19 protein-coding genes are annotated in these 24,983 nt (G+C 73.1%); 13 read left to right on the top strand and 6 right to left on the bottom strand.

Annotated features, from left to right (window positions below; all coding sequences use genetic code 11):
* Positions 1 to 82 precede the first annotated feature (82 nt).
* From lanKC to ACFY6U_RS08970, 4 genes are all read left to right on the top strand, one after another.
* Positions 83 to 2,644, top strand: coding sequence for a class III lanthionine synthetase LanKC (lanKC, locus tag ACFY6U_RS08955; RefSeq protein WP_390036111.1), 2,562 nt, complete (start codon positions 83 to 85; stop codon positions 2,642 to 2,644).
* Positions 2,645 to 2,732: 88 nt separating this feature from the next.
* Positions 2,733 to 2,849 (top strand): SapB/AmfS family lanthipeptide, encoded by a 117-nt coding sequence (locus tag ACFY6U_RS08960; protein WP_093506696.1) that lies wholly within the window; start codon positions 2,733 to 2,735, stop codon positions 2,847 to 2,849.
* Positions 2,850 to 2,948: 99 nt separating this feature from the next.
* Entirely contained in the window at positions 2,949 to 4,655 is a 1,707-nt protein-coding gene (locus ACFY6U_RS08965) for an ABC transporter ATP-binding protein (RefSeq protein WP_390036114.1), read from the top strand.
* The gene (locus ACFY6U_RS08970) at positions 4,652 to 6,319 is read left to right on the top strand and encodes an ATP-binding cassette domain-containing protein (RefSeq protein WP_390036116.1); all 1,668 of its coding nucleotides are present in this window, start codon (positions 4,652 to 4,654) and stop codon (positions 6,317 to 6,319) included. Before ACFY6U_RS08965 ends, ACFY6U_RS08970 begins: the two co-directional genes overlap by 4 nt.
* Before the next feature lie 46 nt (positions 6,320 to 6,365).
* Here the strand turns inward: ACFY6U_RS08970 and ACFY6U_RS08975 are convergent, their stop codons facing one another.
* Positions 6,366 to 6,974: a LuxR C-terminal-related transcriptional regulator gene (locus ACFY6U_RS08975; protein ID WP_390036118.1), complete on the bottom strand. Its 609-nt coding sequence runs from the start codon at positions 6,972 to 6,974 to the stop codon at positions 6,366 to 6,368.
* 318 nt (positions 6,975 to 7,292) lie between these two features.
* On the opposite strand from ACFY6U_RS08975, the gene ACFY6U_RS08980 reads away from it, so the two are divergent.
* The gene (locus ACFY6U_RS08980) at positions 7,293 to 9,449 is read left to right on the top strand and encodes a PP2C family protein-serine/threonine phosphatase (RefSeq protein ID WP_390036558.1); all 2,157 of its coding nucleotides are present in this window, start codon (positions 7,293 to 7,295) and stop codon (positions 9,447 to 9,449) included.
* A 103-nt stretch (positions 9,450 to 9,552) separates the two neighbouring features.
* Here the strand turns inward: ACFY6U_RS08980 and ACFY6U_RS08985 are convergent, their stop codons facing one another.
* Complete coding sequence (locus tag ACFY6U_RS08985; RefSeq protein ID WP_390036119.1) at positions 9,553 to 10,959, bottom strand: S1 family peptidase; 1,407 nt, start codon at positions 10,957 to 10,959, stop codon at positions 9,553 to 9,555.
* A 207-nt stretch (positions 10,960 to 11,166) separates the two neighbouring features.
* Between ACFY6U_RS08985 and ACFY6U_RS08990 the strand changes: the two genes are divergently transcribed.
* The 5 genes from ACFY6U_RS08990 to ACFY6U_RS09010 all read left to right on the top strand — a co-directional run bounded on the left by ACFY6U_RS08990 (position 11,167) and on the right by ACFY6U_RS09010 (position 18,277).
* A complete protein-coding gene (locus ACFY6U_RS08990) occupies positions 11,167 to 11,580 on the top strand; it encodes a PaaI family thioesterase (protein WP_390036121.1) in 414 nt (137 codons plus the stop codon).
* A gap of 512 nt (positions 11,581 to 12,092) precedes the next feature.
* A complete protein-coding gene (locus tag ACFY6U_RS08995; RefSeq protein ID WP_293991413.1) occupies positions 12,093 to 12,308 on the top strand; it encodes a type A2 lantipeptide in 216 nt (71 codons plus the stop codon).
* 125 nt (positions 12,309 to 12,433) lie between these two features.
* Entirely contained in the window at positions 12,434 to 13,240 is an 807-nt protein-coding gene (locus ACFY6U_RS09000) for an HlyD family efflux transporter periplasmic adaptor subunit (RefSeq protein ID WP_390036123.1), read from the top strand.
* Positions 13,237 to 15,459, top strand: a complete 2,223-nt coding sequence (locus ACFY6U_RS09005; protein WP_390036125.1) for an NHLP family bacteriocin export ABC transporter peptidase/permease/ATPase subunit — start codon at positions 13,237 to 13,239, stop codon at positions 15,457 to 15,459. Before ACFY6U_RS09000 ends, ACFY6U_RS09005 begins: the two co-directional genes overlap by 4 nt.
* 1 nt (position 15,460) lies before the next feature.
* On the top strand, positions 15,461 to 18,277 hold the full coding sequence (locus ACFY6U_RS09010; protein ID WP_390036127.1) for an NHLP bacteriocin export ABC transporter permease/ATPase subunit: 2,817 nt from the start codon (positions 15,461 to 15,463) through the stop codon (positions 18,275 to 18,277).
* Positions 18,278 to 18,281: 4 nt separating this feature from the next.
* On the opposite strand, the gene ACFY6U_RS09015 is transcribed toward ACFY6U_RS09010, so the two are convergent.
* Entirely contained in the window at positions 18,282 to 18,806 is a 525-nt protein-coding gene (locus ACFY6U_RS09015) for an SRPBCC family protein (protein ID WP_390036129.1), read from the bottom strand.
* A gap of 5 nt (positions 18,807 to 18,811) precedes the next feature.
* Positions 18,812 to 19,171: an ArsR/SmtB family transcription factor gene (locus tag ACFY6U_RS09020; protein ID WP_390036131.1), complete on the bottom strand. Its 360-nt coding sequence runs from the start codon at positions 19,169 to 19,171 to the stop codon at positions 18,812 to 18,814.
* Positions 19,172 to 19,369: 198 nt separating this feature from the next.
* On the opposite strand from ACFY6U_RS09020, the gene ACFY6U_RS09025 reads away from it, so the two are divergent.
* Together ACFY6U_RS09025 and ACFY6U_RS09030 are read left to right on the top strand one after the other, a co-directional pair.
* Positions 19,370 to 20,872: an MFS transporter gene (locus tag ACFY6U_RS09025; RefSeq protein WP_390036133.1), complete on the top strand. Its 1,503-nt coding sequence runs from the start codon at positions 19,370 to 19,372 to the stop codon at positions 20,870 to 20,872.
* A gap of 286 nt (positions 20,873 to 21,158) precedes the next feature.
* Complete coding sequence (locus ACFY6U_RS09030) at positions 21,159 to 21,542, top strand: STAS domain-containing protein (protein WP_390036135.1); 384 nt, start codon at positions 21,159 to 21,161, stop codon at positions 21,540 to 21,542.
* A gap of 134 nt (positions 21,543 to 21,676) precedes the next feature.
* Here ACFY6U_RS09030 and ACFY6U_RS09035 read toward each other — a convergent pair whose 3' ends face one another.
* Positions 21,677 to 22,099 (bottom strand): subtilase-type protease inhibitor, encoded by a 423-nt coding sequence (locus ACFY6U_RS09035; RefSeq protein ID WP_390036137.1) that lies wholly within the window; start codon positions 22,097 to 22,099, stop codon positions 21,677 to 21,679.
* 323 nt (positions 22,100 to 22,422) lie between these two features.
* Between ACFY6U_RS09035 and ACFY6U_RS09040 the strand changes: the two genes are divergently transcribed.
* On the top strand, positions 22,423 to 22,953 hold the full coding sequence (locus tag ACFY6U_RS09040) for a hypothetical protein (protein ID WP_351501985.1): 531 nt from the start codon (positions 22,423 to 22,425) through the stop codon (positions 22,951 to 22,953).
* Between the two features lie 120 nt (positions 22,954 to 23,073).
* Here ACFY6U_RS09040 and ACFY6U_RS09045 read toward each other — a convergent pair whose 3' ends face one another.
* Positions 23,074 to 24,711, bottom strand: coding sequence for an RICIN domain-containing protein (locus ACFY6U_RS09045; RefSeq protein WP_390036139.1), 1,638 nt, complete (start codon positions 24,709 to 24,711; stop codon positions 23,074 to 23,076).
* Positions 24,712 to 24,983: the final 272 nt, after the last annotated feature.

Genomic DNA, 24,983 nt, shown 5'->3' on the forward strand with positions numbered 1-24,983 from the left:
CAGGGATGTCGTGACGGACGTGACTGTCCGCGACCGTGCGACGCCTGGAAGTGTCGAGGCCGGCCCACGGAGGGGGACGCAGATGGACGGACGGTACGAGGTGTACGCGCTGACCGACGGACACTTCTACGACACGCCGGACCGGCTCGGTACCAACGGGCCGCGGGCGGAGCGGCTGTTCGCCACGGCGCGTCGCGCGGTGCCCGAGGGCTGGCACGCGGCGCGCTCCGGGGACTGGCTGACCATGACCCCGCTCGGCGCGGACGACGCGCCGCTGCCCTCGCCTGCCCAGGGCTGGAAGATCCACTCATCGGCCACCCGGGCGAACGCGGAGCGGATCGCGGAGATCGTGTGGGACTACTGCGTACCGCGCCGCATCCCGTTCAAGTTCGTCCCGGGACCGCACCTGCTGCACCTGCGCAACGCCAAGTACGCGGCCCGCGACACCAGTGGGAAGTTCGTCACGGTGTACCCGCCCGACGAGGACCGTCTGCAGGAGGTGCTGCGGGAGCTGGGCGCCCTCCTGGAGGGTTTCGAGGGACCGTACATACTGACCGACCTGCGCTGGAACGACGGACCGCTGTACGTCCGCTACGGCGCGTTCGCGCGCACGTACGTCGTCGACGAGCGCGGTGCGCTGGTGACGGCGGTGCGGGACGGCGCCGGCAAGCCGGTGCCGGACCGGCGGACGCCGGCCTTCCAGGTGCCGGAGTGGGTGACGCTGCCGGAGTTCCTGCGGCCGCAGCTGGCGGCACGGGAGGCCACGACGGTGGGCGAGCTGCCGTACCGGCTCGAGAAGGCGCTGCACTTCTCCAACGGCGGCGGGGTGTACGCCGGGACCGACACCCGGGACGGGCGGCGGGTGGTGCTGAAGGAGGGGCGGCCGCACGCGGGGCTGGCGGCCGACGGCGCCGACGCCGTCACCCGGCTGGGCAGGGAGAAGGCCGCTCTCGAGGCGGTGGCCGGCACCGGGGTGGTGCCCGAGGTCCGGGACTGGTTCACGCTGGGCGAGCACCGGTTCCTGGTGATGGACCTCCTCGAAGGCCGCCCGCTCAACGCCTTCTTCGCCGAACGGCATCCGCTGCTCACCGCGGATCCGGATCCCGGGGCGGTACGGGACTACACGGCCTGGGCGCTGCGCATCCACCGGAAGGTGGAGGAGGCCGTGGCGGCGGTGCACGCGCGCGGCATCGTCTTCAACGACCTGCACGTCTTCAACATCATGGTCGGGCCCGACGAGGAGTCGGTGTTCCTCATCGACTTCGAGGCGGCCGCCCCGGCCGGGGAGAACGGCCGTCAGGTCGTCGCCCATCCCGGCTTCTTCGCCCCGCCGGACCGCCGGGGCGCCGAGGTGGACAGGTACGCGCTGGCCTGTCTGCGCCTGGCCCTCTTCCTGCCCGTGACCACGCTGTTCGTCGTGGACCGCGGCAAGGCGGCCCATCTCGCGGACGTGATCGCCGGTCAGTTCCCGGACGTGCCGCGCGGGTTCCTGGACGAGGCGGTCGCGGAGATCACCCGGGGCGCCCCGGCCGCGCGTCCGGTCGTACCGGCGGAGTGGCCGCACAGCCGGGACTCGATGGCCAAGGCGATCCTCGCCTCCGCGACCCCCGGGCGCGACGACCGGCTCTTCCCCGGTGACATCGCCCAGTTCGGGGACGGCGGCGGCCTCGGCCTCGCGCACGGTGCCGCCGGGGTGCTGTACGCCCTGGACCGGGCCGGCGCCGGACGGTACGAGGAGGGCGAGCGCTGGCTGCTCGACCACACCGCGCCCCCGCCGCCCGGCACCCCGCTCGGCCTGTACGACGGTCTCGCGGGCGTCGCCCACGTCCTGGACCTGCTCGGCCACCGGCAACGCGCCCTGGACCTCGTCGACGGCGTTCTCCGGGAGAACTGGCGCAGCCTCTCCTCCGACCTGCACGGCGGCCTGGCCGGCCTGGGCCTGGTCCTGGACTCCCTCGCCGACGCGACCGGCGAGCGGGAGCTGCGCGCCCGCGCCGCCGAGGCCGCGGAGATCCTCGTACGACAGCTCGCCGAACCGCTCCCGGACACGCCCCGGCGCCGCGCGGGACTGCTGCGAGGCGCGTCCGGGCCCGCGCTGTTCCTGCTGCGGCGCCACGAACGGACCGGCGACGCCGCCCTGCTGGCTGCGGCCGGCCGGGCACTGCGCCGGGACCTGGACCGCTGTGTGGTGCAGAAGGGCGGGGGCCTGGAGGTCGACGAGGGGTGGCGCACGCTGCCCTACCTCGGCGACGGCAGCGTGGGGATCGGCATGGTGCTCGACGACTGGCTCGCCCACGGGACGGACGGGACCGGTGACTTCGAGCGCGCCCGGGACGCGATCCGCACCGCCGCCACCTCGCGTTTCTACGCCCAGCCGGGCCTCTTCCAGGGCCGCGCGGGCATGATCCTGCACCTCGCCCGCACCGGCGCCGACCCGCAGCGGCTCGCCGCGCAGATCGACGGACTCGGCTGGCTCGCGATGGCCTACCAGGGCCAGCTCGCCTTTCCCGGCCACCAGATGATGCGGCTCTCCATGGACCTCGCGACCGGAACCGCCGGGTGTCTGCTGGCGCTCACCGCCGCCCTCGACGGCGACCGCGCCGCCCACCTGCCGTTCCTCCCGCCGCCACCGGCGGCCCCCTGAACGCGGCTCCGCGCTTCGGCGGAGTCGTGACACAACCCCGTCCCCGATCACACCCGGGGGGCCGCTCGGTCCCCGGAAAGGACACGTTATGGCACTGCTCGACCTGCAGACGATGGAGTCCGAGGAAGGTCACGACGGCGGCGGCGCCAGCACGGTGAGCCTGCTGTCGTGCGTCTCGGCGGCGAGCGTTCTGCTCTGTCTCTGACTGCTCCGTCTCTGACCGGCACCACGAAACCGGCTCCGGGCGGCCCTCTCCTTCGGGAGGGGGTCGTCCGGGGCCTTCGCCGCTACGAGGACTGCCGCGATGACCCGACCCCCGCACCGCGATCCGATACGCACCGCCCTGCGCCACGCCGGGGCGCGCTGCGCCGCCCTGGGCCTGGTGAGCACGGCGGCCACGGCGGCGGGGCTGCTGCTGCCCGCGGTGCTGGGCCACGCCCTCGACCTGCTGCTGGCGGGCGCCCCGGCGACCGCGTGGGTGGCCCGGGCCGCCGGACTCGTGCTGCTGCTGGCGCTGCTGGACGGCTGTGCGGGCGTGCTCGCCGGGACCGTCGACGCACGGGTGACGGCCGGGCTGCGCAAGCGGGTCACCGGGCAGGTGCTGGCGCTGGGACCGCGTGCGTCGGCCCGGTTCGGCGCCGGGGACCTGGTCGGCCGGCTGGTCGGGAACGCGGCGCAGGCCGGGACCGGGCCCGCCGCCCTCGCCGCGCTGTTCGCCGCGCTGGCCGGTCCGGTCGGCGGGGTGGTCGCGCTCGGTCTCGTCGACCCGTGGCTCGCGGCCGTGTTCCTGGCCGGGGCACCCGTCCTCGCCCTGCTGCTGCGGGCGTTCACCCGGGACACCTCGGCGTGCGTCACCGAGTACCAGCGGGAGCAGGGCCGGATCGCGACGGCGCTGGCGGAGGCGGTCGAGGGCCACCGGACGATCGTGGCGGCCGGGCTCCAGACCCGGGAGGCGGAGCGCGTGCTGCGCCCGCTGCCGGATCTCGCCCGCGCCGGGCACCGCATGTGGCGGGTGCAGGGCCGGGCCGCCGCCCAGGCGGTCACCGTGGGTCCCCTCCTCCAGCTCGCCGTCGTGGCGGTGGCGGGCCTCCTGCTCTCCCGCCACCGGATCTCCGTCGGCGAACTGCTCGCCGCCTCCCGCTACGCCGTCCTCGCGACCGGCGTCGGCGTGCTGGTCGGCCGGCTCGCCGCCGCCACCCGGGCGCACGCCTCCGCGCGCCGCCTCGCCGAGGTGCTGACCCACCCCGCACCGGCCCACGGCAGCGACCGGCTCCCGCCCGGCCCCGGCCGCCTGGAACTGCGCGGAGCCACCGTCCACCGGGGCGGCCGCACGGTGCTGGACGGCGTGGACCTGACCGTCCCCGGCGGCACCGCCCTAGCCGTCGTCGGCCGCTCCGGCACCGGCAAGTCCCTGCTGGCCGCACTCGCCGGGCGGCTGGCCGACCCGGACGCGGGGGAGGTCCTGCTGGACGGCGTCCCGCTGGCCGCCCTCCGCCACGACGAGCTGCGCCGCGCCGTCACCCATGCCTTCGCCCGCCCGGCCCTCCTCGGTACGACCGTCGGGGACACCATCGCCTTCGGTCTCACCACCCCCTCCCCCGCCGACCTCCGCTCCGCCGCCCGCAAGGCGCAGGCGGACGCCTACATCCGCCGGCTCCCCGACGGCTGGGCGACCCGGCTGGCCGACGCCCCGCGCTCCGGCGGCGAGGCCCAGCGCCTCGGCCTCGCCCGCGCGTTCGCGCACCCCGGCCGGCTGCTGATCCTGGACGACGCCCTCTCCGGGCTGGACACCGTGACCGAACACCGCGTCGCCGCGGCCCTGCTGGCGCCGGGCCCGGGGCCGACCCGGCTGATCGTGGCGCACCGGGTCTCGACCGCGGCCCGTGCGGACACGGTGGCCTGGCTGGACGGCGGCCGGGTGCGGGCGGTGGGTCCCCATGCGGAGCTGTGGCGTGATCCGGAGTACCGGGCGGTGTTCGGTGCGCGGGCGGCCGAGGGAGCGGCACGGTGACCGCCTCGCCGCTCCGGGTGCGCCGGGCCGCATGGGCGCGCCTGGTGTGCTGGTCGCTGCTGGAGGCCGGGCAGACCTTTCTCCTCGGATACGCCCTGGCCCGCGCGCTCGACACCGGGTTCCTGGCCGGGAACACCCGGACCGGGCTGTGGTGGCTCGCCGTGGCCGCTGCCGGGGTGGCGGCCGGGGCGTACGGGACGCGGCGGGTGTACGGCGTGGTCGCCGACCTCGTCGAGCCGGTGCGGGACCGGCTGGTGGCGGGGGTGGTCGCGCGCGGGGTGCGGGAGGCGGACCGGGGATCACTGTCCCGGCTGACCCAGCAGGTGGAGATCGCCCGGGACACCCTCGCCGGACTGGTGCTGGTGTCCCGGTCGTTCGTCTTCACGGTCGCCGGCGCGCTCGCCGGGCTGTCCGCGCTCGCGCCGCCGCTGCTGCTGGTCGTGCTGCCCCCGCTGCTGGCCGGACTGGGACTGTTCGCGGCGACCCTGCGGCCGCTGGCCCGCCGGCAGGAGGCCTTCCTGGTCGCCGACGAGGCGCTCGCGGTGGAACTGGGGGAGGTGGGCCCGGGGTTGCGGGACATCACGGCGGCGGGGGCCGAGGAGGAGGTCGCCGCCCGGGTCGGGGAGCGGGTGGACGCGGAGTTCCGGGCCGCCCGGGCGCTGGCCCGCTGGAGCGCCGCACGGGTGGCGGCGCTCGCGGTCGGCGGCCAGCTGCCCCTGGTGCTGCTGCTCGCCGCCGCGCCCTGGCTGCTCGCCCACGGTGTGACCGCGGGTGCCCTGGTCGGCGCGCTCGCCTACGTCACCCAGTCCCTGCTCCCCGCCCTGCAGAACCTCGTGCACGGCCTGGGCACCGGCGGGGCGCGCCTCACCGTCGTCCTGCGCAGACTGCGTCCGCCCGCGGACACCGAAGCGCCCCCGATGCCCGCAGGCGAAGCGGACGCCGGCGCCCCCGCTCTCGCCCTCTCCGCCGTCACCTTCGCCTACGGCCCGGCGAGCACCCCCGTCCTCGACGCACTCGACCTCGAGGTCCCGCACGGCGGTCACCTCGCCGTCGTGGGTCCGAGCGGGATCGGCAAATCGACGCTGGCCGCGGTGGCCGCCGGGCTGCTGAACCCGGAACACGGCACGGTCCGGGTGTGCGGCCACCCCGTGCCGGGGGCGCGGGCGGCGGCGCTGCGGGTGCTGATCCCGCAGGAGGCGTACGTCTGCACGGGCACCCTCGCCGAGAACCTCGGGCTGCTGCGCCCGGCCCCCGTACCGGGACCGGAACTGCTGGCCGCCGCCGAGGCGGTCGGACTCAGCCCGCTCCTCGAACGACTGGGCGGTCCGGACGCCCCGGTGCGTCCTGCGGCGCTGTCCGCCGGCGAGCGGCAGCTGATCGCGCTGACCCGCGCCTACCTCTCCCCCGCGCCGCTCGCCCTCCTCGACGAGGCCACCTGCCATCTCGACGCGGAGGCCGAGGCCCGCGCCGAGCACGCGTTCGCCACGCGGCCCGGCGGCACCCTGGTGGTCGTCGCACACCGCATCGACTCGGCCCGCCGCGCCGGGCGGATCCTGGTGCTGGACGGGCCCCGCACGGCCTTCGGCACCCACGAGGACCTGCTGCGCTCCTGCGCGCTGTACCGGGACCTGGCTGCCTCGTCACACCCGTCCGTCCCCCGGTGAGACCGGCGCCGCCACCGTCCGCGCCCGACGGGGCCGGCCGGCGCCGTCACAGCCATCCCTCGCCCTGCGAGATCCGGATCGCGTCGACGCGGTTGCGGGCTCCGGTCTTGCGGGTGATCGCCGCCATGTAGTTGCGCACGGTCCCGTGCGACAGGTGCAGGCTGCCGGCGATCTCCGCGATGGAGGCCCCGCCGGCCGCCAGCTCCAGCACGCTCAGCTCACGCCTGGTGAGCGGGATCTCCGCGGCCCGCAGGAAGCCGAAGCCCAGCGAATCGTCGGCGAAACGTTCCCCCTCGGCGGCGCGCCGGATCGCCTGCACCAGCCGTTCCGGCGCGCCCGCCTTGTCGACATAGCCGAGCGCCCCCGCCTCGGCCGCCCGTTTCAGCAGCCCCGGCCGGTTCGCACCGGCAAGTACGACCAGCCTCGGCGCGGGCGCACCGGGCTCGGCCGGGCGCAGGTCGGCCAGCGGCGGCACGCCGTGGGTGCCGGAGCTGTCGAGGTCCGCCGCGCACACGTCCGGCCGCACCGTCCGAACCCGCCCCCGCGCGCTGTGCCACGGCGTGTCGTCCACGCGGAGACCCGGATCCCGGCGTAACCACTCCGCCAGGACCGATCTCACCAGAGACACGTCGTGCACCAGAAGTACCCGGATCACCGCCGCCCCCTCAGCCAGACATACGTCGGTTCTTCCGTTCAAGGTGTGGAACGCGTGCCCCATTGTTGGCGCCGTCCACCCTTCATGGGCGCGAAGATCCGGCCATCAGGGTGCGCGGGGGCGCACGCCCGGCGCTCGTACCCCGCCGCGCGCTTCGACTGCGGGGGAATGTGCGGGGGCGAACGGGGTACGCCGGGCCGCCCCGGTGCGGGGGTCCACGCCGCTCTCGCCGTGCGCCGGTCGCCGCCAGGAGGGAGCCTTGATCCCGAGGACGCGACGCGCGGCCGGACGAGGAGGTGGTCGGGCGTGTCCGACGGGATGGGGGCGCCTCCGGCGGGGGCGGAGCCGGACGTCCGGGTGCCGGCGCCCGACGGCACCCGGTCCGGCCTGCCGCTGTTGTCGCTGGCGCTGGCCTCGATGATGGAGGAGGTCCAGGCGCACTCCGGCGCGGTCTATCTGCTCGCCTCCGACGAGCCGGTTCTGGAGATGGCGGTGACGGCGGGGCTGCCCCGGGCCTTCGCGGCGCCCTGGGAGCGGGTCGGGCTGAGCGCGCCGATCCCGGTCGCGGACGCGGCGCGCGAACGGCGGCTGGTGTGGGTGGGCGGCGAGGAGGACATGGCCCGTCGGTACCCGCGCATCGCGATGGTGCTGCCGTACCCGTTCGCGCTGGCCGCGCTGCCCGTGGCGACGCCGGACACCGTGTACGGGGCGGTGTACGTGACCTGGCCCGGCGCCCATCCGACGGTGCTGTCCGACCGGGAGCGGGAGTCGCTGACCTCGGCGTGCGACCGGCTGGCGGTACGGCTGGAGCGGGTCGCCCGGAAGAACCGTCCGCTGCGCGCCGAACCGGATCTGCTGGCGGCACCGCCGTCGGGGGTGGCGGGCACGCTGGGCACGGTGGAGGCGGCGCGGATGGTGGGGCGGCTGCCGTACGGACTCGCCTCGCTCGACCTGCACGGGCGGGTGGCCTTCGCCAACGCGGCGGCGGCCGAACTGCTCGGTGTGCCGGTCGACGATCTGCTGGGCACCCAGCCGTGGGTGTCGGTGCCGTGGCTGAACGACCCGATGTACGAGGACCGCTACCGGGCGGCGCTGATCAGCCAGCATGTGACGTCGTTCGTGGCGCTGCGGCCGCCGGGCGACTGGCTGTCGTTCCGGATGTATCCGAGCACGACCGGGCTGACCACCCGGATCAGCCGGGCGCGGGCGGTCGCCGAGATGGTGGGGGCGGCTCCGCGCGCGGACGCGACGCCCGCGCACCGGCTGGTCACCATCTCGCAGGTGCTGAGCCTGGCCGGGGCGCTGACCGAAGCGGTCGGGGTGCAGGACGTGGTGCAGCTGGTGGCGGACGAGGTCGCCCCGTCCGTGGGCAGCCAGGCCGTGGTGGTCCTCGGCCCGCGGGGCGGGCGGCTGCACGTGCTGGGGCACCGCGGGTACGAGGACCCGCGGACCGTGGAGCGCTTCGACGGCCTCCCGCTGGCAGAACGCACGCCCGGCACCCATGCCCTGAACAGCGGCGTACCGGCGTTCTTCGAGTCGAGGCAGCAGCTGGAACGGCTGTATCCGGACCTGGAGGAGTCCCCGGAGGGGTTCGCCGCCTGGGCGTATCTGCCGCTGATCGCTTCGGGCCGCCCGGTGGGCACCTGCGTTCTCGCCTACGCCGAGCCGCACGCCTTCCCGGCCGACGAGCGTGCCGTGCTCACCAGCCTCGGCGGGATGATCGCGCAGGCGTTGGAGCGGGCCCTGCTCTACGACGCGAAGAACCAGCTGGCGCACGGTCTGCAGGCGGCCCTGCTGCCGCGCTCGCTGGCCCCGCCGGCCGGCATCGAGGCGGCCGCCCGCTATCTGCCGGCCATGCACGGCATGGAGATCGGCGGCGACTTCTACGACCTGGTGCCCACCCGCCCGCTGGCGGCGGCGGTGATCGGGGACGTGCAGGGGCACAACGTGACGGCGGCCGGGCTGATGGGCCAGATCCGCACCGGCGTACGGGCCTTCACGAGCGTCGGACAGGCACCGGAGGAGGTGATGTGCAGCACCAACCGGCTGCTGATCGACTCCGGCGCCGAGCTGTTCGCGAGCTGTCTGTACCTGCGGCTGGACCCGGAGCGCGGGCGCGCGGTGATGGCCCGGGCGGGGCATCCGCCGCCCCTGCTGAGACGTCCGGACGGGCGGGTACGGGTCCTCGACCTGGCCGGGGGTCCGCTGCTGGGCATCGACGCGGAGGCGACGTACCCGACGACCGAGGTGTCGCTCGCGCCGGGCTCGGTGCTCGCCCTCTACACCGACGGGCTGGTCGAATCCCCCGGCGTGGACATCGAGGACGCCCTGGTCGACCTGGGGGAACTGCTCTCTGAGAACGGCGACCAGCCCCTGGACAAGCTCGCCGACACGCTCGTGCGGCACAGTGCGGCGGCGCAGGAGCGTGTCGACGATGTCGCGGTGCTGTTGCTGCGGGCCGAGCCCGACGGCTGACACCTGACGACGGTGGACGATCCGGCCCTCCCGCCGGAGGGCCGGATCGTCCACCGTCGGCGGGGAACCGCCGGCCGGCCGTGCGACGGTTCAGTGCAACGGATCAGTTGGACGACGAGGTGTTGTCCGCGCCGGTGCCGGACTGGTCGCCGGTGCCCGTCTCGTCACCCGTGCCGGACTGGTCGCCGGTACCGGTCGCGTCGCCGGTGCCGCTCTGGTCGCCGGCCGTCGCGGACGGGTCGGCGGTGCCGCCGATCTGGTCGCCGCCGGCCTGGTCGCCGGCGCCGTTCTGGTCACCGGCGGTGGCGGACGGGTCGGCCGTGGCACTGGCGTCGCCGGCACCCGCGCCCGCGCCCCCGTCGCCTAGGGTCGCGCCGGTCGCCTGGAGGGCGGCGGTCACCGGCTGGAAGAACGTCTCGCCGCCGGAGGTGCAGTCGCCGCTGCCGCCGGAGGTCATGCCGACCGCGCCGCCGTCCTGGGTGAACAGCGAGCCGCCGCTGTCGCCGGCCTCGGCGCAGACGTTGGTCTGGATGAGACCGGTGACGGTGTCGACACCGTTGGGGTCGGTCTCGCTCTGGAAGTTGACGGTGGCGTCGAGGCCGGTGACCTGACCGTCGTGCAGCCCGGTGGTGGAGCCCATCCGGAACACGGTCTCGCCGACGGTGGCGTCGACGGCCTGGTTGATGGCGACGGTCTGGCCGTTGCCTATGTTGACCTCGCTCGGCGCCTGGGTGGTGGCGTCGTTGTACTTGACGAGCGAGAAGTCGCCGTTGCCGGGGAACTGGGCCTGGTCCACGGTGGCGATGGGCTGGCCCGTCTCGGAGTCGGACCAGTCCTTGGCCGCGACCCCGCAGTGACCGGCCGTCAGGAAGGCGGGGCTGCCGTCCGAGGCGGTGACGTTGAAGCCGAGGGAGCAGCGGACGGTGCCGTCCTGCACCTGAGAGAAGATCGCGTCGCCGCCGGAGACGAGGGTCTTGAAGGTGCCCGACGACTTCTTGAGGGTCGCCATGTTCGAGCCGAGGCTCTGGACCGTCGACTGCAGCGTGTCCCACTTGGACCCGGTGACGGTGGAGTCGGCCGTGACCACGACCTTGTTGGTCTTCGGGTCGACGGCCCAGGCGGTGCCCGGGATGGTCGCCTTGGTCTTCAGGGTCTGGGCGACGGCCGCCAGTTCGGAGTTGCTGTTCTGCACCTGGCGGACGACCGCGCCGGCCTTCTCGGCCTGGACGACGATGTTGTTGTCGCCGCTGATGACGTTGACGACGAGCTGCTGCTTGCCGCTGTCGTAGTAGGACCCGGCGAAGGCCTGGCCGAGCAGGTCCTGGAGCTGTGAGGCAAGGTCGGAGGCGTCGGACGCCGACTTGAGCGTCTTGGGAGCGGTGGCCGTGGCGCCGGAGGCGTTGTCCTGGGACGCGTTGGCCATCGGCAGCAGGAACGCCGCGGCTCCGAGCGCCGCGACACCGCCCACCGCGATCGCGGCCTTGCGCTTCGGAATTCGCTTGTGACTCAAACTTCTCGACCTCCAAGGGACGGAGTGTCTGCCGTTGCGGGGCAGTCGTTCGTGAGCGGCGCCTGGATGGCCATAGGTACGGGCGGGTCACGTGGTGCGTTCAATTCCGTTTCCCAACTTCCTTGACCCGGTGCTGAATCGGCCATGGCGCGCCCGTGGTGAACCAGGTCCGCGTACCGGGCCGCCGGGCCGGGAACAATCCCCCATATGACGATCACCACCGCCGAAGCCGACAAGATCCTCTCCGCCAACTTCGCCCCCTGGGTGCTCGACCTCGGGCTGGCCGTCGAGGCGCTTGGCGAGGACCGGGCGACGCTGCGTCTGCCCTGGTCGGACCGGTTGTCCCGGGAGGGCGGCGGGCTGTCGGGGCAGGCGCTGATGGCGGCGGCCGACACGGCGACGGTGATCGCGGTCTCGGCGGCCCGGGGCGGCTTCGTGCCGATGACGACGGTGCAGCAGTCGACCTCGTTCCAGCGTGCGGTGACCGGTTCGGATGTCCTGATCGAAGCGGTGCTGACCAGACTGGGCCGCCGGATGGCGTTCGCCGACATCACGATGAGCGATCAGAGGTCGGGGGCGCTCGCGGCCCGGGCCAGCACGGTCTACGCGCTTCTGGGCTGACCCCGCGCGTCTCCGCAGCGACGAACCGACACCGTCAGCAACCGGTCACCAACGTTCTGTTGCGATCACGGACCGGAATCCTTGCTTCAGGGAATCTGCACATCCACCACCCAAGCGGGTCACGGGAAGCGGCGGATCTGCACAACCGCACGCCCCCTGCCGCGCCCTTGGCCCGGAGTGCCGGATTCGCCGCCGGGTGGGCAAGCCGTGCGGCCGGGGCGAAGTCGTGCGCCTTGTGAAGGAGTCGCCGACAAGCGGTGCGCGAGCCTGCACGGTTGCGCCCTTGTGGAGCTCAAGTTCCCAGGTGAGGAGCCTGGTTGATTGGAAGCCCGGACCGCGGGCGTGCTTTGATCCATCGCACCGCGGGAGCCGCGAAGGGCTTCCGGAAACGGGCGCCCGGCGCTCGCGGTCGCGGCCGTCCGCTCGTCCCCCCAAGGGCCGTGTTCGTCCCTGAAGGGCGTCGGGGGGCCGCTCTCCCCCTTGTGAATATCCATATGAAGGGAAGTTCCATCATGAACTCCACCCCCCAGGTTGAGACCGTCGAGATCTCCGACGCCGAGCTCGACAACGTCTCCGGCGGCCTGTCCCTGAACGCCGTCGGCACCGTCACCGGCCTGGTGGACAGCGTTGCCCCGGTTTCCGGCCTGGTCAACACGGTCGTCGGCACCGTCGAGGGCGTCACCGGCCTGAACACGCAGCCGGTCACCAACCTGGTCGCCGGTCTCTGATCGCACCTCGTTGCCGCTGAGTCCCGGAGCCGGATCCCGGCCCCGGGGCTCTCGGGTGTCCCGAAACACCCCCGTTCCGAAACACCCTCTTCACCAGTGCCTCTCCCCTAGGTGAGGGAAGTTCCGTGCAGTTCCGCCAACAGGCCCTCGCCAAGCTCCAGTCACCGGAGGAGCTCGATCTCCCGGTGCGTTTCGCCCGCCCGCAGGGCTGGCTCGCGCTGTCCGTCTCGGTCGTCGTGATGGCGGCGGCCTCGGTGTGGGCGGTGACCGGTTCGGTCGCCTCCACGGTGAGCGCGCAGGCCATCCTCACCCACGGGCAGGGCAGTTACATCCTGCAGAGCCCGGTCGCCGGGCAGGTCACGGCGGTCCTCGCCGAGCAGGGCGAGCGGCTGCCGGCGAACTCCCCCGTCCTGAAGGTGCACACGAGCCAGGGCGACTCGGTCGTGCGCACGGTCGCCGCGGGCCGGATCAGCGCGCTCGCCGCGACCATCGGGCAGATCATCCAGACCGGTGCGAACGTCGCCGCCGTGGAGAAGGTCGCCCACGCCTCGGACCCGCTGTACGCCACGGTCTACGTCCCCGCCGAGAACGCCTCCTCCATCCCCGCGAACGCCCCGGTCGACCTGACCGTGTCGTCGGTGTCGACACAGGAGTACGGCGTGCTGCGCGGCCACGTGAAGTCGGTGGACCGCGCCGCCCAGTCGGCGCAGTCGATCGCGGCGTTCCTCGGCGACAGCCAGCTCGGCGACCAGTTCACCAAGAAGGGCCGCCCGGTGGCCGTACTGGTCCGGCTGGACCCGTCGCGGAGGACGAAGAGCGGCTACAAGTGGTCCTCGGCCGACGGGCCGCCGTTCCGGCTCGACTCCATGACCCTGGCCTCGGGCTCGATCCGGCTGGCCGACCAGCATCCCGTCGATTGGCTGCTCCCGTGACCACCGCCCAGGAGACCCGCGGCCGCCGGCGCGCCGCGCCGCCCAAGCGCCCGGTTCCCAAGGGCCGCGGCCGGACGGTCCGCACGCCCACCGTGCTCCAGATGGAGGCCGTCGAGTGCGGCGCCGCCTCCCTCTCCATGGTCCTCGGCCACTACGGCCGGCACGTCCCGCTGGAGGAACTGCGCATCGCCTGCGGTGTCTCCCGCGACGGTTCGCGCGCCAGCAACCTGCTGAAGGCGGCCCGCAGTTACGGCCTCACCGCCAAGGGCATGCAGATGGACCTGGCCGCCCTCGCCGACGTGCAGGGGCCGGCGATCCTGTTCTGGGAGTTCAACCACTACGTCGTCTACGACGGCATGGGCCGCCGCTTCGGCCGCCGGGGCGTCTACATCAACGACCCCGCCAAGGGCCGCCGGTTCGTGCCCATGGAGGAGTTCGACGGCAGCTTCACCGGTGTCGTGCTGGTGGTGGAGCCGGGCGACGGCTTCGAGAAGGGCGGCCGGCGTCCCGGCGTCCTCGGCGCGATGCCGGCCCGGCTGCGCGGCACCGCCGGCACCATGCCGGCCGCGGTCCTGGCCAGCCTGCTCCTGGTGGTCGTGGGCGCGGCGGTGCCCGCGCTCAGCCGCCAGTACATCGACCTGTTCCTCATCGGCGGCCAGACCTCGCTGCTCACCGTGCTGTTCGCCGCGATGGGCACCTGCGTCCTGCTCACCCTGGTCCTGACCTGGCTGCAACAGGCGAACCTGCTGCACGGCCGGATCGTCTCCTCCACCCTGACCAGCGCCCGCTTCCTGCGCCACCTGCTGCGCCTCCCGGTGACCTTCTTCGCCCAGCGCAGCCCGGCCGACCTGGTGCAGCGGCTCCAGTCCAACGACCAGGTGGCCGAGACACTGGCCCGCGACCTCGCTGCGGCCGGCGTGGACGCCGTGGTCGTGGTCCTCTACGCCGTGCTCCTCTACACCTACGACGTCCAGCTCACCTTCCTCGGCGTCGGCGTGGCCCTGCTGAACATCGTGGCGATGCGGCTCGTCGTACGGCTGCGCGCGACCCGGACCGCGAAGCTGCGCGCGGACACCGCCCGGCTCACCAACACCTCGTACACCGGCCTCCAGCTGATCGAGACGATGAAGGCGACCGGCGGCGAGGACGGCTACTTCCGCAGGTGGGCCGGGCAGCACGCGAGCACGCTGGAGGAGCAGCAGCGGCTCGGGGTGCCGAGCGCCTGGCTCGGGGTGGTGGCCCCGACGCTCGCCACCGTCAACAGCGCGCTGATCCTGTGGATCGGCGGCATGCGGGCGGTCGAAGGGGGGATCTCGGTCGGCCTCCTTGTCGCCTTCCAGTCCCTGGTCACCCGGTTCACCGCCCCGCTGACCCGGCTCAACGGCGTGGCGGGCCGCATCCAGGACTTCGCGGCCGACGTGGCCCGCCTCAAGGACGTGGAGAACTTCCAGGCGGACCCGGTGTACGCCCGCCCCAGCGCCGCCGACTCCACCCGGCGGCTGCAGGGCCATGTCGAGCTGGAGAACATCAGCTTCGGCTACAGCCCGCTGGACAAGCCCCTGCTCACCGGCTTCGACCTGACCGTCGGCCCCGGCCGCCAGGTGGCCCTGGTGGGCGGCTCGGGCAGCGGCAAGTCCACCGTCTCCCGGCTGATCTCGGGCCTGTACGCCCCCTGGGAAGGCGTGATCCGCATCGACGGGCAGCGCCTGGAGGACATCCCGCGCGGTGCCCTGGCCGCCTCCGTCTCCTTCGTCGACCAGGACGTCTTCCTCTTCGAGGGCTCGGTGCGCGACAACGTGGCGCTGTGGGACCCGTCGATCCCGGACGAGGCCGTGGAGGAGGCGCTGCGGGACGCGGCGCTGTACGACGTGGTGACGCGCCGGCCCGGCGGCATCCACAGCAGGGTCGAGCAGGACGGCCGCAACTTCTCCGGCGGCCAGCGCCAACGTCTGGAGATCGCCCGGGCGTTGGTGCGCCGGCCGAGCATCCTCGTCCTCGACGAGGTGACCAGCGCCCTGGACGCCGAGACCGAGCTGATCGTCATGGACAACCTGCGCCGCCGCGGCTGTGCCTGTGTCGTCATCGCGCACCGGCTGAGCACGGTCCGCGACAGCGACGAGATCGTCGTGCTCCAGCACGGCACGGTCGTGGAGCGCGGGCGGCACGACGAGCTGGTGGCACACGGCGGGGCGTACGCCGCGCTGGTCAGGGAGCGATGAGATGACGACCGTGGACCAAGGCGACCTCGTGCTCGGCGCGTTCGGATCACTGGGCGCCCGGATCGACTGCGCCGGCTTCAACCGCCTCGACCTCGAAGGCCCACAGGTGCTGTGGCTGGTGGCGTCCGGCGCCCTGGACCTGTTCGCGGTGGACGCCGGACAGCAGGGCCACTGGCACCACCTGGGCCGCCTGGAGGCGGGCTCGCTCCTGCTCGGCCCGGTCGCGGGGCCCCAGCACACCCTGGTGGCCCGCCCGTTGCGCGACTGCGTCGTGCACCGCATCGGCCTGCGCGAGCTGTACCAGCCCTCCGACACCCAGACCTGGTCCTACGACGAGTACGGCAACCCCCAGTACGTCCCGCCGGCCACCAGCCCCCTGGAGTACGCCCTCGCGCTCGGCGTCGGCCGCGGCCTGTCCATCCTCTTCCAGGCCCCGATGACCGCCAGCGAGCGCGCCGCGGCCCCCACCGACGACGACGTCTTCTGGATGCAGGTGCCGCCGGGCAGCGTGCAGTACGGCTCGCTGTACGGTGCGGAGGCGGCCGCCGACCTGCTGACGGACCCCGCACTGTGGCAGAGCATGGTCGACCAGCAGTACCGGCTGCTGACCACCCTCGACCGGTGGATCGAGCAGCTGGAGCGCACCCACGAGACGCGTACGGCGGCCGGTATCAAGGCCGGTGAGGCGGTCCGCGCCCAGGCCGACCACACCCTCCTCGCCTCCATCGGCAAGGCGGCCAAGCGCACCACGGCCGCCGACGCCGACGCCTCCTACGCGGCCTGCAGACTGGTCGCCGAGGCCGCGGGCATCACCCTCGCGGAGCCCGCGCAGAGCGGCACCGAGAGCGACCGCATCGACCCCGTCGAACGGGTGGCCCTCGCCTCCCGGGTCCGTACCCGGGCGGTACGTCTGGACGGCCGCTGGTGGCACGACAACGTCGGCCCGCTGGTCGGACACCGCGCCCTGTCCGGCGCGCCGGTCGCGCTGCTGTGGCGGCGGGGCGGCTATGTGGCCGTCCATCCGGCGACCGGCCGCGAGACCCCGATCGAAAAGGCGAACGCGGCGGAGTTCGAGCCGCGCGCGGTGATGTTCTACCGGCCGCTGCCCGACAAGGCGCTCAGCCCGCTCGGCCTGCTCCGCTTCAGCCTGCACGGCACCCGCGGCGACCTCGGCAGCCTGCTCCTCGCCGGTCTGGTCACGGTGGCCATCGGCGCCCTGGTGCCGATCGCCACCGGAAAGGTGCTCGGCGACTACGTTCCCAAGGCCCAGACGAACCTGATCGTGCAGGTCTGCCTGGCGGTGATCGTCAGCGCCGTGGTGTCCGCCGCGTTCACGCTCCTGGAGAACCTCACCATCCTCCGCCTGGAGGGCCGTATCGAGGCGACCCTCCAACCGGCCGTCTGGGACCGCCTGCTGCGGCTGCCGACCAAGTTCTTCACCCAGCGCTCGACCGGGGAGCTGGCCAGCGCGGCGATGGGCGTGAGCGCGATGCGCCGGCTGCTGGCGGGCATCGGTCCGGTGGTCGCCCAGTCGGTGACCGTCGGGGTGATGAACCTGGGTCTGCTGTTCTGGTACAGCGTGCCGATGGCGCTGGCGGCCCTTGCCATGCTGGTGGTCATCGCCGCGCTGTTCCTCGGGCTCGGACTGTGGCAGGTGCGCTGGCAGCGCCGGCTCGTGGTGCTCGGCAACAAGCTGAACAACCAGGCCTTCCAGACGCTGCGGGGCCTGCCGAAGCTGCGGGTGGCGGCGGCCGAGAACTACGCGTACGCGGCCTGGGCGGGCGAGTTCGCGCGCAGCCGGGAGCTCCAGCAGAAGGTGGGCCGGATCAAGAACCTCACCACGGTGCTGGGCTCGGTCTACCTCCCGGTCTGCACCCTGCTGATGTTCATGCTCCTCGCGGGCCCGGCGCGGGGGGCGATGGACGCAGCGGCCTTCCTCACCTTCAACACGTCGGTGACGATGCTGCTCACCTCGGTCACCCAGCTGACCGGTTCCTTCGTGTCGGCGGTGGCCGCGCTCCCCCTCTTCGAGGAGATCAAGCCGGTCCTGGAGGCCGCCCCCGAGGTCCGCACCGCCAGCACCCGCCCGGGCCCGCTGTCCGGCGCCGTCGAGGCCCGCCGCCTCTCCTTCCGGTACACGGACGACGGTCCCCTGGTCCTGGACGACGTCTCCTTCGCCATCCGCCCGGGCGAGTTCGTGGCGGTCGTCGGCCCCAGCGGCTGCGGAAAGTCGACGCTGCTGCGGCTGCTCATCGGCTTCGACAAGCCGGTCTCGGGAAGCGTGCTGTACGACGGACAGGACCTGGGCGCCCTCGACCAGTCGGCGGTCCGCCGCCAGTGCGGGGTGGTGCTCCAGCACGCCCAGCCGTTCAGCGGCTCGATCCTGGACGTCATCTGCGGCACCGAGCCGTACACCCCCGAGGAGGCGATGGCGGCGGCCGAGATGGCGGGGCTCGCGGAGGACATCAAGCGGATGCCGATGGGGCTGCACACGATCGTCGCCGGGAGCGGCGCGATCTCGGGCGGCCAGCGGCAGCGGCTGATGATCGCCCAGGCGCTGATCCGGCGGCCCCGCATCCTGTTCTTCGACGAGGCGACCAGCGCCCTGGACAACGACACCCAGCGCACGGTCATCGAGAGCACCCGCGCGCTGAACGCCACCCGGATCGTCATCGCCCACCGGCTGTCCACGGTTCTGGACGCCGACCGGGTGATCGTGATGGAGGACGGCAAGGTCGCCCAGCAGGGCCCGCCGGCCCAGTTGCTCGCCGACACGGGTGGGCGGCTGCACGAGCTGGTGCGGCGGCAGCTCGCCTGACGGGTCAGGCCCCGGGGATGGGGGCGCCGGAGGGCAGGCCGGCGTCGAGATAGCCCTGGTAGTACTCCTTCCAGGGCGCGGTGACACCGGCGTGCGGGCCCTGGAAACGCTCTCCGCCGGCCTTGGCGTCGAGGGCGGCGAGGCAGACCTCCCAGCCGGCGCTGTTGCGGGCGGCGGTGTTCTCCTCGCCCAGGACGTGGGTGAGGGTGAAGCGGGTCCGGTCGGGCCCGGCGTCCTCCAGGTCGAAGCGGATCTCGTCGCCGCCCCAGTCGAAGGTCAGGTTCCGGGGCGGGTCGACGGCGAGCACGGTGCCTTGCGACTCGGGCATGTTCGGGTCGCCGGTGAACGTGACGGCGCCGCCGGGGCGCAGGTCGAACTCGGCGCGGGAGGGGAACCACGCGGCGAGTTCGTCGGGGTCGGTGACGAAGTGCCAGACGCGGTCGACGGGGTGGCCGTAGAGGCGGGTGAACCGGACCGCGGGGCGGCCGTCGTCGAGGGTGACGTAGGTGCCGGTGAGTTCGGCGGGCATCGGGATCAGTCCTTCGGGCAGGGGGGTTCCGGGTCGTCCGCCGGTTCTGGGTCGTCCGCCGTCTCGTCCAGGCGGCGGCCCAGCTGGTCCAGGCTGCGGTTCCACAACCGGCGGTACGGAGCCAGCCAGGCGTCGAGCTCGGCGATCGGGGCCGGGTCGAGGGCGTAGACGCGGCGCTGCGCGTCCTGCCGTACCCGGACCAGGCCTGCCTCCCGCAGCACCTTGAGGTGCTTGGAGGTGCTCGGCTGGCTGAGGCCGCATGCCTCCACGATCTCGCCGACGGGGCGTGGGCGGGTGAGGAGGAGGCCGACCATGGCGCGTCGGTGAGGGTCGGCCAGGGCGGTCCAGAGGGTGTCGGCGGACATGGTTTCAATATGCCTGCACGGTTATATTCCCGTCAAGGAATGGACGAGGGGGCCCGGCCCAGCGAAACGTTGCCGTTTCGCTGAAAGTGGTCTAGGCTTGATGTGTACGAAACCGTTTCGTTCGTGGAGCTGTAGGTGCCGTGGCAGTGAAGCGGATTCTTGGTAAATCCCGAACGACTTCCCTGGAGTGGTTCCCGCATGTCTGAGAAGACCCTGACCGACGACGTCAGCGTCGGTACCGAGGAGGCGCCGCCGGCCGCCTCCTCCAAGCGGTGGTGGATCCTCGCGGTCATCGCCGTCGCCCAGTTGATGGTGGTGCTCGACGCCACCATCGTGAACATCGCCCTCCCCTCCGCCCAGGCCGACCTCGGGTTCTCCGACGGCAACCGGCAGTGGATCGTCACCGCGTACGCCCTCAGCTTCGCGTCCCTGCTGCTGCTCGGCGGCCGGATCGCCGACCTGTTCGGCCGCAAGACCGCCTTCCTCATAGGCGTCGTCGGCTTCGCCGCCGTGTCGGCGCTGGGCGGTGCCGCGAACGGCTTCGGGATGCTGGTCACCGCGCGCGCCCTGCAGGGTGCCTTCGGCGCACTGCTCGCCCCGACCGCGCTCTCGCTGCTCAACACCACGTTCACCGACGCCCGTGAGCGGGCCCGGGCGTTCAGTGTCTACGGTGCCATCGCCGGTGCCGGCGGCGCGGTGGGCCTGCTCCTCGGCGGTGTCCTCACCGACACGTTCGACTGGCGCTCGACCCTGTACGTGAACGTCGCGATCGCCTTCGTCGCCTTCGCGGGCGGCATGGCCCTGCTGCACAACCACCGGGACGCCGGTAACTCCAAGCTGGACGTGCTGGGCACGGTCCTGGTCGCGGCCGGCCTGTTCTCGCTGGTCTACGGCTTCTCCAACGCCGAGACCCACGACTGGGGCTCGCCGCTGACCTGGGGCTTCCTGGTCGCCGGCGTCGTGCTCCTCGCGGCCTTCGCCTGGTGGCAGACCAAGGCCGAGCACCCGCTGCTGCCGCTGGGCATCCTGATGGACCGCAACCGGGCGGCCTCGCTCCTCACCGTGCTGATCTCCGCCGGCGGCATGTTCGGCGTGTTCCTCTTCCTCACCTACTACCTGCAGCTGAACCTCGGCTTCAGCCCGACGAAGACCGGCGTGGCGTTCCTGCCGATGATCGGCGGCCTGATGGTGACGGCGCAGATCGGTACCCAGGCCCTGGTTCCGCGGCTCGGCCCGAAGGTGGTGATCCCGCTGGGCTTCGCGGTCTCCGCGGCCGGCATGGCCTGGCTGACCGGGATCGGCGTCGGCTCCAGCTACGTCAGCGCGGTGCTCCCGCAGCTGATCATCACCGGCCTCGGCCTCGGCCTGGTCATGCCGGCGGCCATGCAGCTGGGCACGGGCGGGGTGACGGCCGACGAGGCGGGTGTCGCGTCGGCGACGGTCAACGCCATGCAGCAGGTGGGCGGTTCGATCGGTACGGCGCTGCTCAACACGCTCGCGGCGAGCGCGGCGACGGACTACCTGGCCGGGAAGGACGCGACCAGCAAGATGGTGCAGGCACAGGCCACGATCGAGAGCTACACGACCGCGTTCTGGTGGTCGGCCGGGATGTTCGCGGCCGGCGCGGTCATCGCCTTCCTGCTGTTCCGCAAGGGGGTGCCGCAGCAGGACCCGGACGCGGCGCCGGTTGTGCACATGTAACGTCCGCAGAGCCGCTACAGGGACTCAGGGGTCGCCGTCAGCAGGGAGACGGTGGCCCCTCGCCATCGTCGCCCGCGGGTGCGTTGTGGCTGGTCGCGCAGTTCCTCCCCCAGCCTCCGGCTGGGGGTACCCCCAGCGTCCCTATGGGGCGCGTCTAGTCAAGCCACTTCAGAGAAATTCACCTGGTTGAGTGGATCTGATCTTGCGCCGCCGCCATCAGGGATGCCAGGCGCTCCCAGCGGGTAACAACTCGGCCCATGTCCGCCCCGGCGAGGGGGGCTCTGAGATGACGCCGGAAGCCGACGACCTCGGGCTGCCCGCCGCCAACTCCTGTGCGCGCACCCGTCACAGCGGGTCGTACCTCGTCGTCGAGGTCTACGGCGAGGTCGACATCGCCACCGAGGAGCTGCTCGCCGAGCACCTGCTCGCGGCGACCGCCGGAGCCGGGCCCGATGTGCTCGTCGATCTGCGGCGGCTGGACTTTCTCGACTGTTCGGGGCTGCGAGTGCTGTGCCGGGCCGAGGCGCGGGCCAGGGAGCGGGGCGGCCGGCTGCGGCTGGTGTGCGAAGGGCCCCGGATTCCACGGCTGTTACGGGCCTCGGGACTCCTGGGGCGTTTTCCGCCGCTCCCCGGCGTTCCCCGGGACGGGAACGCCGAAGAGCGGCGGTGATGCCGGGGGTCGGACGGGCAGCCCCACACCACCCGTCCGCCCCCCGGTGCGGGATCGCAGGTTCCCCGCTCCAGGGGCCGCACTCCCCAGTTGCGGACCTGTCCGGCAGTCGCGAGGACCGTGCGATCCCGGGCTCAGAAGGCGAAGACGTGCGCCCCGTAGGCGTCCCTCATGCACTGGTTGCCGAAGGTGTGCTCGTAAGAGACGCGCTTGCCCTGCCAGACGCCTTCCACCGTGACCACGACGGGGTCGTAGAGCTTGGTGCACCACACGTCGGCTTTGGGCACGAGGGCGTCCAGGTCACCGCCGGCGCCGCGCAGTTCGGCGCAGGCATCGGCGGCCGCCGGGTGGGTCCCGGAAGCGCTCGGGGCGCAGTTCAGGGTGACGGCGCGCTCGGGCGTGGCGGTGGCCGCGTCAGTGCCGTGGCCGGTGGTGAGCACCAGGGCCGACGGGGCGTAGAGCGAGCTCGGGGCGGCGACGGCGGCCCCCGTCAGGGGTCCGCAGACGGCGGCGGCCGTAAGGCCGAGGGTCGCTGCCCAGCGCGCGGTGGTTCGCATTGTGTGCATCCTTCCGCTCGATTCGACGGGTGCCGCCCCCGGCCCGGTGGGTGCCGGGGCGGCGGGCGCCACTCTGCCGAGTCCGCCGCCGAAACACACATCGAACCCACAGGTTTCGGTAACCTTGCGTATTGAATCAGTGGCGTGAAGTCACGGAATTCGAACGCATCGACCGCTCAACGGAGCGGTTCTTGATCGCTCGAAGCGGCCAAATGGCCTGATCCCATCGCCTCGTTAATCGTCCTGAAACATTCCGCTTCCGCTGTCGGCGGACTTCCGGGCAAGCCCTTGCCTTTGTGCTGCAACGGAGTAATCGTCATTACATGATTACTCAAGAGCAACGCGACAAGCTCCGCGGCTGGTTCACCGGCCGCCTGCCCGACGACCTCTTCGAGGAACTGGTCGAGGTGACGGTCGACCGCGAGGAGGTCACCGTCATCGGGCGCATCCCCGGCCCCGCCCTGGCGGACGGCGCGTCGGACGCCGAACGGGAGGCGGCCGTACAGGGCCGGATCCAGGAGTTCCGGGAGCGCACCCGGGAGAGCCGGATGGCCGTGGCCAGGGAGGCGGAGCACCAGTTCCGGCGCAAGGTCTCCTGGGGCGTGGAGTGCGCCGGGCAGCGGGCGCTGTTCACGCATGTCGCCGCGCCGGTGATGACCCGGCTGCGCCAGCCCGAGCGCGAGGTGCTGGACACCCTGATCGCCGGCGGCGTGGCACGCAGCCGCAGCGAGGCGCTGGCCTGGTGCGTACGGCTGGTCCAGCGACACACCGACGACTGGCTGACGGAACTGCGCGAATCGCTGGAGCACGTCGAGAAGGTCCGGGCCCAGGGCCCGGACGCCGACCAGAACTGAACGCGCCCCGAAGGGGCGCTGGGGGTCCCCCCGGCCGAAGGCTGGGGGAGGAACTGCGCGACCAGCCACGACGGCGCCGCGGACGACCCACGGCGCATCGCGGCCATTCCAGCGGAGCGCCTAGTGGCCGGCCAGTTCGGCCGGCTGCGCCGACGGCCCCCCGGTCCCGGCGATGGAGAGCGAGCCGCGGCTCTGGGACGGCAGCGGGGCGTCGGTCAGCCAGTGCTGGCCGCTGGTGTGGTCGCGGACCTTGACCACGATGTCGGAGCCGGAGTCCACCCCGCCCGTCGCGAGGGCGAGGGTCTCGTCCCAGCTGGGCAGCAACTCGCCCTGGACTGTGAGGTCGTAGCGCACGTCCTTGCCGCGCCCGGCGTCCTCCGCCGCACAGGTGCCGAGGATGACCACCCCGGCGTCCGCGTGCGAGTCCAGGCACAGGTCCGGCCCCGCCGCGCTGCGCAGCTCGCCGTCACTCTCGTACGTCCACTGCTGGGTCGAGGCCGTGGAGCACACGGCGAGCACGACACTCGCCCCGGCCTTCGGCTCGCCGTCGATGTCCAGGCAGAGCTGGGCGGCGGCATTGCGCAGCCGCGTCGTGTGGTCGGCGGGCGGCAGCCCGGCCGTGCCGGAGGTGGGCGAGGGCGTGGTCTCGGCCTCGGAGTCGCCGGGGACCAGGCCCGCGGTGGCGACGGCGTCCTTGCCGTCACCGCCGCCGGACAGCGTGCTGACGGCGAGGACGGAGGCGAGCAGTCCCGCGCCGGCCACGCCGACACTGGTCAGCAGCGTCTTCGACGACCAGGAGCCGGGCGGGCGGCGCACCTGCACGGGGATGCGGGCGAGGATCCGGGTCCGGGCAGCCGCACGCCGTCGCCCGCCCCCTCCGGCGCGCCGGGCGGCGGCGCGGGTCCGGGGAGCCTCCTCGCCGCCCTTGCGTCCCGGGCGCGAGTCGAGATAGCGGCGGGCTCCCCAGCCGAGCACCGCTTCCACCAGCAGCACGCCCAGTCCGCCCTCGACATGGCCGAGTTGTTCGGCGGCGGCCCTGCAGTAGGGGCACTGCGCCAGATGCTCCTGGACGTCCGGCAGCAGGGCACCCCCGCGCCGGATCGGCACGTCCAGGAGCCGGTTGTAGTAGCGGCACTCCTGGGACGGCGCGAGTTCCCGGTGGGCGCGGACACAGCCCTCGCGGAATTTCTCCCGGGCGTCTTCGAGAGCCGCCGATGCGGTTGCCGTGTCCATGCCCAACAGACCAGCCGGTACGGTTATCGGTTCGGCCTCCACCTCGGCATGCCACAGCAGGCTCTGGGCGAGCGCCGGAAGGCCCAGGAATGAACGCTCCGCGAGGGTGCGGTTTTCCGGGGTCATGGACTTCGTGGCGCGCATACCGCGACCGCCGGCCGGTTTCCCGAGGTCCGGTAGAACCTCCGCTATTCGGTCCTCCACGGCCCAGTTGGCGACCGTGTCGCGGACGGAGACCAGCAGGCGCGGCCGGATCGCGTCGGCCGTCTCGCCAAGGGCCACCCGGTCGAGGACCTGGTGGAAGGCGGCCGCCGCGACCATGTGCGCGACGGGCCCGGAGGCGGCCAGGCAGATGACCGCGTATTCCTGGACGGGCCGCCAGTGCCGGGCCATGAGCAGCGCGGCGGACCGGGAGGCCTCGACGTCCGATCCGGCTCGCAGCGGGGCGGCGAGGGACTCGTCGGACTCCCCCGCACCACCGCCCGGCGGCGGGTAGGAAGGGCGAGGCGGGTGGGGGGTGGGCACGGAGCGGATTCCTTTGGTGCGGTGGTGCGTACCTCTTCGGTGCGCCTGCGGGGAGCGGGAATTCGCCGCCACGGTGTCGGTACGGTGTCGGTCGCGTTCCTCAACTGCCGAATTGGACCAGGCCATTACCCCGCGCGGGTATTCACCCTCGCACAAGTCTCACACAAGCAACAAGGCGCCCGTACAACATCGACAGCATTGACAGGAAGTCAGAAAGGCGCCGGTGGCTATTGCCCCTTCATGGCCGCATTCACCATTCCGCGCGCCCCGTG

Origin of the sequence: Streptomyces sp. NPDC013157, assembly GCF_042899865.1 — a bacterium.
Taxonomy (GTDB): Bacteria; Actinomycetota; Actinomycetes; order Streptomycetales; family Streptomycetaceae; genus Streptomyces.

What these genes read in the sequence shown, in the direction of transcription:
- ACFY6U_RS08960 (WP_093506696.1), top strand. Translation starts at nt 2,733, where the DNA reads ATGGCACTGCTCGACCTGCAGACGATGGAGTCCGAGGAAGGTCACGAC.
- ACFY6U_RS08980 (WP_390036558.1), top strand. Translation starts at nt 7,293, where the DNA reads ATGGGGGCGCCTCCGGCGGGGGCGGAGCCGGACGTCCGGGTGCCGGCG.
- ACFY6U_RS09035 (WP_390036137.1), bottom strand. Translation starts at nt 22,099, where the DNA reads ATGCGAACCACCGCGCGCTGGGCAGCGACCCTCGGCCTTACGGCCGCC.
- ACFY6U_RS08990 (WP_390036121.1), top strand. Translation starts at nt 11,167, where the DNA reads ATGACGATCACCACCGCCGAAGCCGACAAGATCCTCTCCGCCAACTTC.
- ACFY6U_RS09010 (WP_390036127.1), top strand. Translation starts at nt 15,461, where the DNA reads ATGACGACCGTGGACCAAGGCGACCTCGTGCTCGGCGCGTTCGGATCA.
- ACFY6U_RS08995 (WP_293991413.1), top strand. Translation starts at nt 12,093, where the DNA reads ATGAACTCCACCCCCCAGGTTGAGACCGTCGAGATCTCCGACGCCGAG.
- ACFY6U_RS09025 (WP_390036133.1), top strand. Translation starts at nt 19,370, where the DNA reads ATGTCTGAGAAGACCCTGACCGACGACGTCAGCGTCGGTACCGAGGAG.
- ACFY6U_RS09030 (WP_390036135.1), top strand. Translation starts at nt 21,159, where the DNA reads ATGACGCCGGAAGCCGACGACCTCGGGCTGCCCGCCGCCAACTCCTGT.
- ACFY6U_RS09015 (WP_390036129.1), bottom strand. Translation starts at nt 18,806, where the DNA reads ATGCCCGCCGAACTCACCGGCACCTACGTCACCCTCGACGACGGCCGC.
- ACFY6U_RS08965 (WP_390036114.1), top strand. Translation starts at nt 2,949, where the DNA reads ATGACCCGACCCCCGCACCGCGATCCGATACGCACCGCCCTGCGCCAC.
- ACFY6U_RS09040 (WP_351501985.1), top strand. Translation starts at nt 22,423, where the DNA reads ATGATTACTCAAGAGCAACGCGACAAGCTCCGCGGCTGGTTCACCGGC.
- ACFY6U_RS09020 (WP_390036131.1), bottom strand. Translation starts at nt 19,171, where the DNA reads ATGTCCGCCGACACCCTCTGGACCGCCCTGGCCGACCCTCACCGACGC.
- lanKC (WP_390036111.1), top strand. Translation starts at nt 83, where the DNA reads ATGGACGGACGGTACGAGGTGTACGCGCTGACCGACGGACACTTCTAC.